This is a genomic window from Arthrobacter sp. Rue61a (genome assembly GCF_000294695.2).
Classification (GTDB): domain Bacteria; phylum Actinomycetota; class Actinomycetes; order Actinomycetales; family Micrococcaceae; genus Arthrobacter; species Arthrobacter aurescens_A.
Genome location: NC_018531.1, coordinates 3282884 through 3295985, shown reverse-complemented (window position 1 = coordinate 3295985; position 13102 = coordinate 3282884). Strand labels below are relative to the sequence as shown.

Genomic DNA, 13102 nt, shown 5'->3' with positions numbered 1-13102 from the left:
AAGAGGCGACGTAGAATTGCCCTGTGACTGAGATCCCCGCACCACGTCCCGAGGCCTCCGGCAGCATGTCCGGCCCCATCCTGGTAGGCGTGATGCCCGGGCAACAGCCTGTGGTCGTCGAGCAGGCAGCACACGTGGCCGCCCGCGCGCGCTTGCCGCTGGTCTGCGCATATTCGGATGTCACGGTGTACCCCGTCGATGGGACAACTGGCGGGCAGGCAGCCCCGATTGATCCGGATGGCGTTGCCGGAGCACAAGGGATACCGGATTCACTGACGGGCACCATTGCCGAGCAACTGGCTGGCCAGGACATAGGTTGGTCCATCGTGCCGCTTGCGGGCGAGCCCGCACGCGCCTTGGCACGTCTGGCCGCGGAAATTGGTGCCTCCATGATCGTGGTGGGAACACGGGAGCATAAGCTGACGGCCGCGCTCAAAGAGCTGACGTCGGGTTCCGTGGCCCGGCACCTGTTCCATCGCCAAGAGGTGCCTGTGCTCGTTGTCCCCGTGAACCCTCGGGTCCCGGACGACGATGACGACGACTGAGGCAAAGAAACCGATCCATCTTCACTGGGGTTTCATCGGCATAGTGGCGGCCGGCGGGGTGTTTGGAGCGCTCGCCCGGTACGGCCTTGGACTGGTGATACCAGCGCCGAATGCCTGGCCGCTTCCTACCTTGGCCATCAATCTCTCCGGCGCGCTGGCGCTGGGCGCCTTACTGGAGGGACTCTCCCGCAGAGGGCTCGACGTCGGCAGTCGCCGGGTTCTGCGGCTCGCCTTGGGTACGGGGTTCCTGGGCGCTTACACGACGTACAGCACCCTGGCTCTGGACGCAGTCCACCTTTTCACGGCGGATGAAGCACTTGGAGCTGCCGGCTACCTGGCAGCGAGCTTGCTCGGCGGAGCCGCGGCCACTACCGCGGGCATATGGTTGGGGGCGTGGCATCATCGCCGCGCAACGGGCAAGTCGTGACCGTCATACTCCTTGCACTCGCGGGCGGAGTCGGCGCAGCGGTCAGGTTCATGGTGGACGGTTTTGTCAGGCAACGCCTCAAGACTGCCCTCCCGTGGGGAACTATCCTGATCAATGTCACAGGTTCGTTGGCGCTTGGGTTCCTCGCCGGACTGGTGATGCGCGGCCAAGCGGCCGAATCCCTGTTCTTGATCCTGGGCACAGGCTTCCTGGGCGGATACACCACGTTCAGTACGGCGAGCCTGGAGACCATCCGGCTGATTCAAAGTGGAAGGACTGGCCTGGCGCTCATCAATGGATTGGGATCCATGGCAGCAAGCGTTCTTTCCGCTGTGGCCGGTGTGGGGATCAGCCTTCTGCTGCCGTGAGCAGTGGCCAACCTCACCACCAAAAGTGTCATGGGCCGGCTGTAGGATCGAGCCATGGCTAAGAAGACTTTCAATGAGCTGTTGTCCGCCCAGGTCGCCAATGAGTTTGCGGCCTCCCAGCAATACATCGCCGTGGCTGTGTATTTTGATGGCGAAGATTTGCCGCAGCTGGCCCGTCACTTCTATCGCCAGTCACTCGAAGAGCGCAACCACGCCATGATGATGGTCCAGTACATGCTGGACCGGAACGTGCACGTGGAGATTCCGGGCATCAATCCGGTCCGCAACAACTTCGCCAATGCCAAGGAACCCATCGCGCTCGCTTTGGAGCAGGAAAAAGAAGTTACCCGGAACATCGAGGAAATGTTCCGCGTTGCCCGCGCAGAGGGCGATGCCTTGGGTGAGCAGTTCATGCTGTGGTTCCTGAAGGAGCAGGTTGAGGAAGTCGCTTCCATGACTACGCTGCTGAACATCACCGAACGGGCAGAGAACCTTTTCGACATTGAGAACTACGTTGCCCGCGAAACCGTAGGCGACGGCGGACACGACGCAGGCGCCCCATCCGCCGCGGGCGGCGTCATCTAACTGCCCGCCTCCGGCACTTCACTACAAGAGGCCGCTGAATGCTTAGCTTCCGGCGGCCTCTTCGCTTTCCATGCTTGTGTCCGCATCGGAGCGGCCTAGCAGGGATAAACGGCTGGCGATGCGTGCCAGATCCACCGGCAGGACGCTGTCGCTTGCGTCAATGTCCCAGTCGAGTGGTCCTTCTCCTATCAGGAACAAGGTGATGTCCTGGTCGTAGAGCACATCCACCACGTTGCTGAACCGCTGCCAGGCCGGCGCGGATGCAGCATCACCTTCCGCTGGGACGGGGACGTCGTCAATGACCCACGTTTTGTGCGTTTCGGCCAACGCCAGAAAGTCCGCCGTCGAGGTCAGCCCGCTGCACAGCTCCTCAAAACCGACCCACAGGAGCTCCGGGTCCGAGTTCTTGACCACGATTGGTTGGGTGGTGGGATTCAACACCCGGCTTTGTGAGGGCGGGGGCCGGAAGAGGCCGAGACGTCCCAGCTGCCGCGGTGTACCGGGGGAGACGATGCGTCCCGACCGGAAAGCACCATGACCCGGGCCGGTATCACTCACCGGATAGCGACGAAAATCCGAGGCGCCATTGATCTCCACGAGGTCCATCATCTCCTTGATGGCCTCGATGGTGGGCAGGAAATGGTCATGCCACAGGGGATTGGGCAGCAAATCATCCGGGGCGTAGTTGGACGTAACCACCAGGAGGACACGACGCTGCGCGGCGGTCCGCAGCAGACGGGAAATGAACATGCCATCACCGATGTCGTGCACGTGGAACTCGTCAAAAAACAGCACCTCCACACCGTCCAGCAGCGCGTCCACTGACTGCTGGATCGCTGTTCCGTTACCGGCCTCCGGGCCATGTGTGCCGCTGTGGAGCTTGCGGAAGAAATCGTGGAAGTGGACCCGCCGTTTCCGCGCATCCAGCCGTCCGTAGAAACTGTCCATCAGCCACGTTTTACCGCGGCCCACAGGTCCGTGGAGGTAGAGGCTTCGTGGTGACTTCCGCGGAAGCGCCCGACGGCGGCCGGTAACCTGCGCACCAAAGGCCGCCAACCGCTCGGCTGCTTGCCGCTGACTGGGTTCAAGCTCAAAACCCGACCGCACGGCGTCGTGCGCCATGCCCTCAATCAAAGTCCTCGCAGGGTTCCGCGAGATGCGCGAGGCGGGCTTAAAGGTGGGCGTCACAGCCAACCTTTGCGTTTGAAGATGACATACATGAGCAAGGCGGCGCCGAACATGAGGCCAACAGCCAAGGGATAGCCGAACTCCCAGTGCAGCTCAGGCATATGGTCGAAGTTCATTCCGTAGACGCCCGCCACGAAGGATGGAGCGAAGAGGATGGCAGCCCAGGAAGAGATCTTCTTGACCTGCTCGTTTTGGGCGGCGCTGGCCTCGTTCTGACGGTTGGCAGTCAGTGTGCCATCGAGGGTGAGGGCGTTCTGAAGGAGATCCCGGAATGAGTTGGCCCTGGAGATCACGCGTTGGACGTGGTCCTCGACGTCCCGGAGCGAGCGCTGCAGCTCGATGTCGACGCCGTACTTTTCGAAGCCCTTCTCCAGCAACACCATCATGTCCGGCAGGGGATGAATGGCACGCTGGAACTGGATGACTTCGCGGGCGAGCTCATAGATACGGCGTGAAACGGCGCTGTCGCCGCTGAAGAGTTGGTCTTCAATTTCGTCGATGTCGTTTTCGAGGCCTGCAACTACTGGAGCATAGTCGTCCACCACTTGGTCCAGGAGGGCGTAGAGCACTGCTTCCGGGCCGTGGCGGAGAAGGTCCGGGCGCTCCTCAAGCCGCTTGCGCACACGGGCAACTCCGCCGGTTTCGGCGTGCCGGATGGTCACAACGAAGTTTGGTCCGGTGAAGACGTGCAGTTCGCCGAACTCCACAGTTTCGGTTTCGTCCAGGTAGCGGGCCGGCCGCAGTACCGTGAACAGGTTGTGGTCGTAGCGTTCAAGTTTGGGTCGCTGGTGCGCCGAGACGGCGTCTTCCACGGCGAGTTCGTGGAGCCCGAACTCTTGGGCCACGGCGGCCATCTCCTCCTTGGTGGGACGATACAGCCCGATCCAGGCCATGCCGCCGTGTTCCGCGAGCATCTCAAACGTCTGTTCGAGGTTATGCGGGGTGGCAGTGCGGACGCCGTCTACATATACGGCGTTGTCGATAATGGTCACTGGTTGAACGCTACTGCATGGCTCCGATGATGGCGCCCGCGATGGTCATTGCCACGATGTCGTGGCCGGAATCGATCACGGTTACCGCTGATGGGCGCCCGGCGAAGCCGTTGTGAATCACATGGCCGCCGGCACGGAATATCACGGCCAGGATCAGCGCGAAGAAACCGCCGGCCAGGAAGGTATTGAGGTCCAACGCGCTGATGAGGACAGCGAGGAGAATGCTGGTCAGTGCTGCTGCCACCATCATGGGAAGCCAAATGCTTGCGCCGCCTTCGATGTTCTTGAGGTCCTCTTCGGTCTTGCCGATTGCCTGCATCCACCTGCGACCGAGTACGGCCGGCATGTACCAGACGAAGCCGATCACCATGCTTGCAACAAAGGCCAGAAGTACGGCGAGCCAGTTGATCTGGGAAATGTGTGAGAGCCAATCCATGCCTAAAATCCTAGTCCGTTCAAGCCTCCGAGCCGGTGCTCCGCCCCTCCTGCCGGGGCCGTGTTGGTGTTGCCGCCATCCTCCCGATGAGTGGCTCCGTGCGGTACGGGATATGGGTGTGCAGGGCAAGCACTGTTTCGGTCCTGATGACTCCCTTGGTGCGGAGCACCGAGCGCAACGCTGACTGCAGGTTGTGAGTGTCCGTTGCTACCACCCGGCACCACAGATCGCCGCGGCCGGAGATTTCATGAACCTCCAACACCTGGGGGATCAGGCGCAAGGCGCCGATGACGCCGTCGAGTTCCCGGTGGGTGACTTCAATGGTCACAAAGGCGACGACGTCGTACCCCACCTTTTCGAGATCTACCTCCCGGCCGGCGGCTTGCAGCACGCCGGAACGGAGAAGGCGCTTGACCCTGCTTTGGGCCGTGTTGCGTGCGATGCCCAGTTCGTCGCTCAACTCGGCGATCTGGATGCGGGGATCTTTGATGAGTTCCAAGAGGATCTTCAAGTCCATGGGGTCAAGGGTGTTCAAATGGTCACTCCAGCTCACTTGGATCGTGTTACTTTGCGTGTTTTGCTCAATCTTCGCATCCTTAAGGTTCTCTGAGATCAGAGTTACTGCATTCTATTGCCATCAATACTTAGCCGGGCTGCGCTTCCCACAAGGAAACCAACAGCCCGGCCACCGAGTCCGAAGGCATGGAAATGACTGTCTTGAGCGAACTCCGCATGCGCCCGGCCACAGCCGAGCGCTGGGGATGGGATGCCTCCACCACCGCCAGGCTGGTCTTGGCCGGGGTTGTGATCTTTACGCTGCTGGTTGGCGCCAACATCGCCACGCCTTTGTATCCCTTGCTGCAAGCCAGGCTCGGCATGTCTTCGCTGGGAGTGACGGTTGCCTTCTCGAGCTATGTACTCGCGCTGGTGGGGGTTCTCATGGTGGCGGGTCATTGGTCGGACCACATTGGGCGGAGGGCAGCGCTGGTGCTGGCCGTGCTGGTTGGTTTGGTGGGTGGCGTGATTTTCGCGAATGCGGACTCGCTTGTCACGTTGTCCCTGGGCCGGGCGCTGCAGGGCGTGGCCGTAGGACTCGCAACCGGAGCCAGTTCGGCGGCCTTGCGCGAACTGCTGCCACAGCGGCCCGACTGGGCTTCCCGCTTTACTCTGCTTTCCTCTGCCGGGGGCGTTGCTGCAGGTCCCGCAATCGGTGGCGTCTTGTCGCTCTTGCCCGACCCCACACGAACTCCGTACTACATCCACTCGGCGGTATTGATAGCAGCGCTCATTCCGTTGTGGTTGCTGAAAGCCAGGCCCGCCATCGCGCCCGCGGAAGGGCCCAAGCCCCTCAAGGTCCTTGCCCCGCGGAAGCCGTCCATCTCGCAAGACGCACGCGGAGCATTCTGGATGGCAGCGGCCACCGGATTCCTGAGTTTCGCGGTGTTCGGTTTCTGCCTTTCCCTGGCACCCGGATACTTCGCCAGCGTGGTCCACGCCGATTCACGGCCCCTGATCGGTCTGCTTGCCGGTGTCACTTTGGGTGCCTCGGCCTTGAGTCAGTTGCTGGGTGCACGCGGAAAGTTCGTCGTCCCCGTGGCACTTGCCGTGCTGGGCGCCTCGGTGGTTTTGGTGGGAGCTGCGGCGGCGTGGTCAAGCCCTTGGCTGCTGGTAGCTGCCAGCATCACAGCGGGAGTGGGCCAAGGAATTGCCTTCAGGCAGGTCTTCAACGAGGTGGCCGGGAAGGTGGAAGCTGCCCGCCATGCACAAGTCATCAGCACCGTGTACGTCATCACGTACCTGGGGAGCGCTGTTCCGGTGATTGGGCTGGGACTGGCAGTCTCGGCGCTAGGCCTGCAGACCGCCGTCGTGGGTTTCACGGCTTTGTGTGGCGCGGCAGCCCTGGCGCTCGCGGCTGTGTCTCTTCGGAAGGCCTTGCGGGACTGAAACCCGATGCCCCGGCTCTTACTCGGGCAACGGTCCCCGGTTGCCGGGGATGTGCTGGAACACCATAGTGGTTTCCGTGTGGCCGACCACGGGGTCCGTGGCGAGGTTGTCCAGGAGCCAGTTACGGAGGTCGTCGGTGTTGGCGACGGCAATGTGGAGAAGGTAGTCCACTGAGCCGGTGGTGTGAAAAGTGGAGATGACCGCCGGGAGCTTGGGGACCCGCGCAGTGAAGCGGTCAATTTGGTCACGGTCATGGGCACGCAGCCGAACAGCGATGAGAGCCTGAACAGAGCGGCCGATGGCCGGCAGGCTCAACACAGCTTCGAAGCCCTCGATGATTCCGCGTTCAGAGAGCGCCCTGGTGCGCATCAGGGCCGTGGACGGCGCGATTCCCACGAGTTCAGCCAACTGCTTGTTGGAGATCCGTGCGTCGTCCACCAATGCTGCGAGGATTCGTTCATCGATCGCATCCAGCGGCTCTGCGCTGCCCGTGCTTGACCGAACATTCTTCGTGGGGTTGCTCACGGATCCTCCTGAAATTGCCTTTCGTCCATCCTAATCCGTGAAATCTTCAGGTGACTATCGCTTCGCGGGTGAGCGACGACCTCGCCGCCGGTCCAACCGCTGGAGCGGCTCACTGAGCAGCATCAACAGCAGGGGCCAGTTTCCGGCGCCGGGAATGACAACGGCCAGAACGAGTGCTGCAAGGAAGAGCCCGGACACGATCCAACTTGCTCGAATGCCCATCACGGCGTCGTCGTCAGCCATGTCGTGGAGGTCAGGGTGGGACCGGAGGTAGATGCGGGCCAGAAGAAGCATCAGGCTGGTGGCGAACAAGGTTCCTATATAGACCAGTGGCTGTGCCCAATCAGACTCCATCTGGGTGGATAGTGACGTCGCAACGGGCATCACCACAATGGTGAACATCCATGCCACGGTCAACCACAACAAACCCGCGTCCACCTGTTTAACGCTGCGAAAGAGCTTATGGTGGTGCACCCAAAAAACTGCGATGAGGATGAAGCTCAGGGCAAAACCGAGAAGGGCGTATTGTTCCTCCGCCAACCACTCAGCCGTAGTGCCGTCATGGTCCGCCAGTTCACCCACGCTCTCCATGAGCGGCAAGATCAACAACGTCAATGCAATCGCCACCACGGCATCCGTAAACGCCTGCAAACGCTCCGGTGACGACAGCTCCCGGTTTTTCGTGACCTGTGTCATGCCTCCGATTGTAGGGGCAGACCGCCTTGAATCAGCGGGAGTGGCGCGGTGGGCGGTGAACAATCAAAGTGACTGCCGCCGTCGTGATGGACAGCGCAATGACACTCAACGCCAAAGCCGGCCAGCCAAATGCCTGAAAGGCCAGGCCGCCTGCCCAACCGATAACGCTGGAACCCAGATAGTAGGACAGGTTGTACAGGGATGCTGCTTGAGCGCGGCCTGTGGTTGCAATGGCACCGGTCCACCCGGAGCCGACGCTATGGGCGGCGAAGAAGCCACCCGTAAAGATCACCAGCCCGGCCAAGGTGGCTGTCAGGTTCTCCACCAACGTCATGGCCAAACCTGCCGACATGACGGCGATACCAGCCAGCAGGACGTTCCGCCGGCCAAACTTGGCGGTCAGCCCGGCCGCCCACCGTGAGCTGACGGTTCCGGACAAGTACGCCAGGAAGATCAGGCTGACAACCGTGGCGGGTAGGCCAAATGGTTCGGCATGCAGCCGGAAGCCGAGGTAGTTGTAAACGGCAACGAAGCCACCCATGAGCAGGAATGCCTGCAAATACAGCGACAACAGCTTGGGGTTGCTGGAGTGCCCGCCCAAAGTTCGGAGGGCCCCGCGAAAACCTATGGCCGGTGCCGGACTGAAACGCCGCTGCTTGGGAACAAGGACCAGGAACAAGACAGCGGATACGGTGGCCAGCAGGGAGACAGCGAAGGCTGCGGCACGCCATCCCCAGAGTTCTCCAACGGGGCCGGCCACCAACCGCCCGGCCAAACCGCCCAGTGTGGTTCCGGCAACGTAGGTGCCGGCTGCGAGGGCAGTGTGAATCTTGGTGACTTCCTCATTGAGGTAGGCGATAGCGATCGCGGGAATGCCGCCCAGGGCCATGCCTTCCAAGGCTCGGAGCCCCAGCAGCACGGGCACGGTTGGCGCAAGTGGAACCAGCAGGCCTAGAAGCGTTGCGGCGGCTATGCCGATGGCCATGGCACGGACCCGGCCTATCCTGTCGGCCACAAAGGACCATGGAAGTACGGTGACAGCCAGGCCCACAGTGGCCAGGGAGATGCTCAGGGCAGCTTCAGCTGCCGTGATCCGGAGGTCGGCGGCCATGAGCGGAAGCACGGCCTGCGTGGAATACAGCTGAGCGAAGGTCGCGACGCCGGCAAGCGCCAGAGCGGCCAGGACGCGGCTGTAGCCGCGGGATCCTTTGACGTGTCCATCCCAGGAATCGGTGCTGGCCATGGAGGTAGCTTTGCTCACCGAGCCAGACTAGGACGGAGCTGACCCTGCGTTCCAATGCATAGGTCATCTAGGATTGATGCCTCAGTGCATGAATACTTCCTGCGAACAATGGAGCCTCATGGAACCCGACCACCAGCAACTCGTACAGCTTCTTCCCCTGCTGCCCGTCCTTGCTGAGCTCGGCCGAACGGAACACATGACTGAAACCGCTGAGATCCTCGGCATTCCACAGTCGACCGTGAGCCGGGCAGTGGCCCGGGCCAGTGCCATCGTCGGGATGGACTTGCTGATCCGCGACGGCCGGGGGATCCGGCTTACGCCTGCAGCCCGGACTCTATTGCCCTACATCGAGGCAGCGCTGGAGGATTTCCAAGCCGGGCTGGACAGGGTGCGGCATGAGTCGGACGTTGTCCGGGGTCGCATTGGGGTTTCGTTTCAACACACTTTCGGTGAAGCGACCCTCCCTCTGCTCATCAGCGCCTTTCGCGGCCGCCACCCGCACGCGGTGTTCGACCTCTGGCAGGGTCCCCGCGACGATTGTCTGAAGCAACTGGCCGACGGCAGCATGGATTTCGCTTTGACGGCACCGATTGCGCCGGAGGGGCGGGGTATTCACGCCCTGCCGCTGTACCGCGAACCCTTGCGCGCAGTGTTGCACTACCGCCATCCTCTGGCGCACAGGTCAAGCGTTCACCTCTCCGAACTCCGGCAGGACCCCTACATCACACTTCCGGAGGGGGTGGGCCTGCGGGCGCTGGGTGAGGCGCTCTTGCGGGAAGCCGGCTTCCGGCCCCGGATCGCCTTTGAAGTCCAAGAGTCCACGTCCGCGCGCGGATTGGTCTCCGCCGGGTTGGGGTTCAGCATCCTGCCGCCGGCGGGGCCCGGATCGGGGACGGGCCAGTTCCTTCCGGAGGCCGAACTTGGCCTCGTTGAAGTGGCCATCGAATCGGACCTGGCGTTCCGGCAGATCGGCATCGCCTGGCGGGAGCGAAGCTTCGAGCCGGACGCCGTCAGACTGTTCAGGGAACTCGTGGTCAATGAGGGCGGGAATCTGCTCGCCGAACTTGTCAGAGCCCGTTCAGGAACTCCCTGACCACGTCCTTTGCCGAGCCCTCCCTGGCCTGCTGCCAGCCGGTCCCTGCCCACAGGTTGAGGCGGTGGGGATCTCCCGCCGCGGATGACGCAGCCCGAACGGGGCTCGTCAGGTGGTGGATGGCGGGATAGCCCTCCGGAGCGTCACGATGATCGCGGAGGAACTCGTTAACCAGCGAACGAGCCCATCGTCCTGTGAAAGCCCGGGTCATTGCCGTGTCCGTGAAGGCAGGGTCGCCCAGGGCGTCCTTGTGCGGCTTCCGTGCACCGCTCTCGTCCGTGCGAACCAAGGCGGTACCCACTTGCGCGGCCGCCGCGCCGGCCGCGAGCACATCACGCAGCGCGGCGCTATCCATGATGGCGCCCGCCGCTATCAGCGGAAGTCCGACGGCGGCACGCACCTGGGTTACCAGTTCCGCCGTCGTACGGGCTGAAGGTTCCCGTCCGCCAGGCAGAAAGGCTGCCGTGTGTCCGCCCGCAGAGCTATGTTGCACTGCGATGGCATCAGGGCCTTCCTCAGCAGCAGCAAGAGCTTCCTCCACACTGGTGACACTGGAGATGACCTGGCTGCCGGCTTTTTGAAGGGCCCGGACCACAGGCTTTCCCGGGAGGCCAAACGCGAAGCTTACAAACTCCACCGGGTCGGCCAGCAGGGCGTCGATCTTGTCCTGCCACGCATCATCGTCATCAAGCCGAAGGGGAGGCAGGGTCACGCCGTAGCGGGCTGCCTCCGGTTCAAGTTCGGCCCGGTACGCCTCCAGATGTGCCCGGGCCTCCGGGCTGGGCGGGAGCTGACGTGGGTTCGGTACGAACACGTTCATGCCAAACGGAATGTCGAGTGCCCGCGTGGCAGCGATTTCGGCAGTCATGGCTTCGGGGCTCTTGTAACCGGCGGCGATGAAACCCAGCCCGCCACCCTCATGAACTGCTTGCACCAACGCCGGTGTAGACGTTCCCCCGGCCATGGGAGCTGCAATAAACGGTGTACCAAACAGGGATTCAGGCATGTGCGGTTTCTCCTCCGGACGCTCCAAGCTAGTCTTTCACGGTGAACAATCTTGACTCGGTCCAGCATTCCCAAGCTTCCGCGGAAGCCGTGAGCGGTACCGTCATCGGCCTCGACATCGGCGGCACAAAAACCCGCGGCGTTCGGTTCGAAAACGGCACGCCGGTCCGTGATGAGAATGCAGGCAGTTCCAACGTCCAGAACGTCAGCCGGGAGCAAGCCGCAGCCAACCTGGCTGAATTGTTCGGCAAAATCGGTGGCGGTCAGATCGACCAGGTGTACGCAGGCTCCGGTGGGATAGACACCGATGAAGACGCACAGGCGCTCGCCGACCTCATCGCACCCCATGCTCCCGGTGCCCGCATTACGGTGGTTCACGATTCACGCCTGCTTTTGGCAGCCGGGGGAGCGAACACAGGCGTCGCAGTAATTGCCGGCACCGGCTCAGCCGCGTGGGGCAAGAACGACGCCGGCGAGGAAGCCCGGGCCGGTGGCTGGGGCTACCTCCTGGGGGATGAGGGTAGCGGTTACTGGCTGGGACGCGAGGCTGTCCGGCACAGCCTGCGCCGGATGAACCAAGGCAAGGAGCCTGATCGGCTCAGCCGGGCATTGTTGGACTCCGTCGGTGTGGACGAACCCGGCAAGCTGATCGCACTGTTCCACTCCCCGGATACGGGCCGCCGCTATTGGGCACAGCAGGCCCGGTTGGTGGTGGAAGCCGCCGACGCCGGTGACGAAACCTGCCGGGCATTGGTGGACCAGGCGGGTCGTGACCTGGCTGACCTCGCCGAACAGGCCGTCCGCCAACTTGGCCTCGACGGTCCGGTGATACTCGGCAGTGGACTCGGCATGAATGTCCCGCGGCTGCAGGAAGCGTTCAAAGCCAAGTTGGCCGAAAGCGGCATCACTGATGTGCGTATTCTTCAGCAGGACCCCGTGTTCGGCGTCCCCCGGCTTGTAGCGGAACAGCGACTCTAGAACTTAGCCTCGGGTTCGTGGGCGCAGCTTGACTCCCGGCAGCGGCGGGGCGGGAATGCGGCCGGCCTCCGGTCCCGCATCAGGACCATGGCCTGGCACGAAGCCGAAGCGCGAGGTCGCGGCAGCGTCGTCGTCGAGCAGTCCTTCGGCTTCCCACTCCTCGCGCGCCTTTTCCACTTCCTCGTGCGTCCTGCCCACGAAGTTCCACCACATGAGCAAGTCTTCTCCGAACGGTTCGCCGCCGAGGAGCATGAAGCGGGTGTCCGGCTGCGCTTCCACCAAAAGGCTGGATCTTCCGGCGCCCAAGTAGGCCAGTGGACCGGCTTCGATGTCCTGGCCATCGATGACTACATGGCCATCCAGGACCAGTACGGCGTGCTCAAAGTCCGGCCGCAGCGGAAGCTCAAGGGACCCCGTACCCGTGATGTCGGCTCCAACGATAGGGCTGAACATCGTGGCGGGGGAGCGCTGGCCCGCGAACTCGCCCACCATCACGGTGGCGGTAAAACCTTCACCGACCGCTACCGGCAAGTCTTTCACTTGTTCGAATGACGGCGCACGGTGCCGGTGCTCTTCCGGTAGGGCTACCCACAACTGGAGTCCGCGGGACACGGGAATTTCCTCAACCAACGGACTCGACCCGGCATCGGTGGTTGCCGGGAGGACGGAGAACTCGGAGTGGGAAATCCCGTGGCCTGCAGTCATGATGTTCAACTCGCCAGGGCGGACCACTACATCGCTGCCCACGCTGTCGCGGTGCCGCACGGCGCCTTCCATGGGCCAGGTGACCGTTTGCAGTCCGCAATGCGGATGGGGGAGTACGCTCATGGCCACCCGGTCCGGGCCGAAGCTGTCCAGGAAGCACCAGGCACCCACGGTGGGCAGTCCACGCTGGGGCAGCGTCCTCATGACGTTCATGGCGCGCACCCCGCCCAAAGGAACCTCACGCTCGGGCCACAGCTGAACGCAAGGACCTTGACCTTCCGGCGCCGCGGGGCATACTTCCTGGGCGGGGGAAGTATCTAGATTGGTCATGTGATCATCACCTGTGCATAAATGTTGGAAATTGAGCTAATC

General features: G+C 62.7%; 16 protein-coding genes. 7 read left to right on the top strand and 9 right to left on the bottom strand.

Annotated elements, in window-relative coordinates; all coding sequences use genetic code 11:
• The first annotated feature begins 23 nt into the window (after positions 1-23).
• Genes ARUE_RS14960 through ARUE_RS14945 form a run of 4 tightly spaced genes read left to right on the top strand, consistent with a single transcriptional unit; the run spans position 24 to position 1925 of the window.
• Complete coding sequence (locus tag ARUE_RS14960; protein ID WP_014922331.1) at positions 24-545, top strand: universal stress protein; 522 nt, start codon at positions 24-26, stop codon at positions 543-545.
• A complete protein-coding gene (locus ARUE_RS14955) occupies positions 532-972 on the top strand; it encodes a fluoride efflux transporter FluC (RefSeq protein ID WP_162486166.1) in 441 nt (146 codons plus the stop codon). Before ARUE_RS14960 ends, ARUE_RS14955 begins: the two co-directional genes overlap by 14 nt.
• Positions 969-1340 carry a fluoride efflux transporter CrcB gene (gene crcB / locus ARUE_RS14950; protein ID WP_014922329.1) on the top strand — a complete coding sequence of 124 codons (372 nt, stop codon included), beginning with the start codon at positions 969-971 and terminating at the stop codon, positions 1338-1340. The genes ARUE_RS14955 and crcB overlap by 4 nt, the downstream gene beginning before the upstream one ends.
• 54 nt (positions 1341-1394) lie before the next feature.
• Positions 1395-1925: a ferritin gene (locus ARUE_RS14945; RefSeq protein ID WP_011775485.1), complete on the top strand. Its 531-nt coding sequence runs from the start codon at positions 1395-1397 to the stop codon at positions 1923-1925.
• A gap of 42 nt (positions 1926-1967) precedes the next feature.
• Here the strand turns inward: ARUE_RS14945 and zapE are convergent, their stop codons facing one another.
• The 4 genes from zapE to ARUE_RS14925 are packed head-to-tail and all read right to left on the bottom strand — an operon-like array spanning position 1968 to position 5076.
• The gene (gene zapE / locus ARUE_RS14940; RefSeq protein ID WP_286139761.1) at positions 1968-3113 is read right to left on the bottom strand and encodes a cell division protein ZapE; all 1146 of its coding nucleotides are present in this window, start codon (positions 3111-3113) and stop codon (positions 1968-1970) included.
• Complete coding sequence (gene corA / locus ARUE_RS14935) at positions 3110-4105, bottom strand: magnesium/cobalt transporter CorA (protein WP_011775483.1); 996 nt, start codon at positions 4103-4105, stop codon at positions 3110-3112. The genes zapE and corA overlap by 4 nt, the downstream gene beginning before the upstream one ends.
• Positions 4106-4115: 10 nt before the next feature.
• Complete coding sequence (locus ARUE_RS14930; RefSeq protein ID WP_014922327.1) at positions 4116-4541, bottom strand: DUF1761 domain-containing protein; 426 nt, start codon at positions 4539-4541, stop codon at positions 4116-4118.
• Positions 4542-4560: 19 nt separating this feature from the next.
• On the bottom strand, positions 4561-5076 hold the full coding sequence (locus ARUE_RS14925) for an Lrp/AsnC family transcriptional regulator (RefSeq protein ID WP_014922326.1): 516 nt from the start codon (positions 5074-5076) through the stop codon (positions 4561-4563).
• 173 nt (positions 5077-5249) lie between these two features.
• Between ARUE_RS14925 and ARUE_RS14920 the strand changes: the two genes are divergently transcribed.
• Complete coding sequence (locus ARUE_RS14920; protein ID WP_043471382.1) at positions 5250-6485, top strand: MFS transporter; 1236 nt, start codon at positions 5250-5252, stop codon at positions 6483-6485.
• 18 nt (positions 6486-6503) lie between these two features.
• Here the strand turns inward: ARUE_RS14920 and ARUE_RS14915 are convergent, their stop codons facing one another.
• The 3 genes from ARUE_RS14915 to ARUE_RS14905 are packed head-to-tail and all read right to left on the bottom strand — an operon-like array spanning position 6504 to position 8967.
• Positions 6504-7010 (bottom strand): Lrp/AsnC family transcriptional regulator, encoded by a 507-nt coding sequence (locus ARUE_RS14915; RefSeq protein WP_011775479.1) that lies wholly within the window; start codon positions 7008-7010, stop codon positions 6504-6506.
• A gap of 54 nt (positions 7011-7064) precedes the next feature.
• Positions 7065-7706: a TMEM175 family protein gene (locus ARUE_RS14910; RefSeq protein ID WP_011775478.1), complete on the bottom strand. Its 642-nt coding sequence runs from the start codon at positions 7704-7706 to the stop codon at positions 7065-7067.
• 31 nt (positions 7707-7737) lie between these two features.
• Complete coding sequence (locus ARUE_RS14905; protein ID WP_014922324.1) at positions 7738-8967, bottom strand: MFS transporter; 1230 nt, start codon at positions 8965-8967, stop codon at positions 7738-7740.
• 100 nt (positions 8968-9067) lie between these two features.
• Between ARUE_RS14905 and ARUE_RS14900 the strand changes: the two genes are divergently transcribed.
• Positions 9068-10042: a LysR family transcriptional regulator gene (locus ARUE_RS14900; RefSeq protein ID WP_011775476.1), complete on the top strand. Its 975-nt coding sequence runs from the start codon at positions 9068-9070 to the stop codon at positions 10040-10042.
• On the opposite strand, the gene ARUE_RS14895 is transcribed toward ARUE_RS14900, so the two are convergent.
• Positions 10017-11048 carry a nitronate monooxygenase gene (locus ARUE_RS14895; protein ID WP_043470480.1) on the bottom strand — a complete coding sequence of 344 codons (1032 nt, stop codon included), beginning with the start codon at positions 11046-11048 and terminating at the stop codon, positions 10017-10019. The genes ARUE_RS14900 and ARUE_RS14895 overlap by 26 nt on opposite strands.
• A gap of 41 nt (positions 11049-11089) precedes the next feature.
• On the opposite strand from ARUE_RS14895, the gene ARUE_RS14890 reads away from it, so the two are divergent.
• Positions 11090-12025, top strand: coding sequence for an N-acetylglucosamine kinase (locus tag ARUE_RS14890; protein WP_011775474.1), 936 nt, complete (start codon positions 11090-11092; stop codon positions 12023-12025).
• Positions 12026-12028: 3 nt separating this feature from the next.
• Here the strand turns inward: ARUE_RS14890 and ARUE_RS14885 are convergent, their stop codons facing one another.
• Positions 12029-13060 (bottom strand): pirin family protein, encoded by a 1032-nt coding sequence (locus ARUE_RS14885; protein ID WP_014922321.1) that lies wholly within the window; start codon positions 13058-13060, stop codon positions 12029-12031.
• Positions 13061-13102: the final 42 nt, after the last annotated feature.

Bases quoted from the DNA above. Each gene is read 5' to 3' on its own strand.
- ARUE_RS14955 (WP_162486166.1), top strand. From the start codon at position 532: ATGACGACGACTGAGGCAAAGAAACCGATCCATCTTCACTGGGGTTTC.
- ARUE_RS14945 (WP_011775485.1), top strand. From the start codon at position 1,395: ATGGCTAAGAAGACTTTCAATGAGCTGTTGTCCGCCCAGGTCGCCAAT.
- ARUE_RS14930 (WP_014922327.1), bottom strand. From the start codon at position 4,541: ATGGATTGGCTCTCACACATTTCCCAGATCAACTGGCTCGCCGTACTT.
- ARUE_RS14920 (WP_043471382.1), top strand. From the start codon at position 5,250: ATGACTGTCTTGAGCGAACTCCGCATGCGCCCGGCCACAGCCGAGCGC.
- ARUE_RS14910 (WP_011775478.1), bottom strand. From the start codon at position 7,706: ATGACACAGGTCACGAAAAACCGGGAGCTGTCGTCACCGGAGCGTTTG.
- ARUE_RS14900 (WP_011775476.1), top strand. From the start codon at position 9,068: ATGGAACCCGACCACCAGCAACTCGTACAGCTTCTTCCCCTGCTGCCC.
- ARUE_RS14895 (WP_043470480.1), bottom strand. From the start codon at position 11,048: ATGCCTGAATCCCTGTTTGGTACACCGTTTATTGCAGCTCCCATGGCC.
- ARUE_RS14885 (WP_014922321.1), bottom strand. From the start codon at position 13,060: ATGACCAATCTAGATACTTCCCCCGCCCAGGAAGTATGCCCCGCGGCG.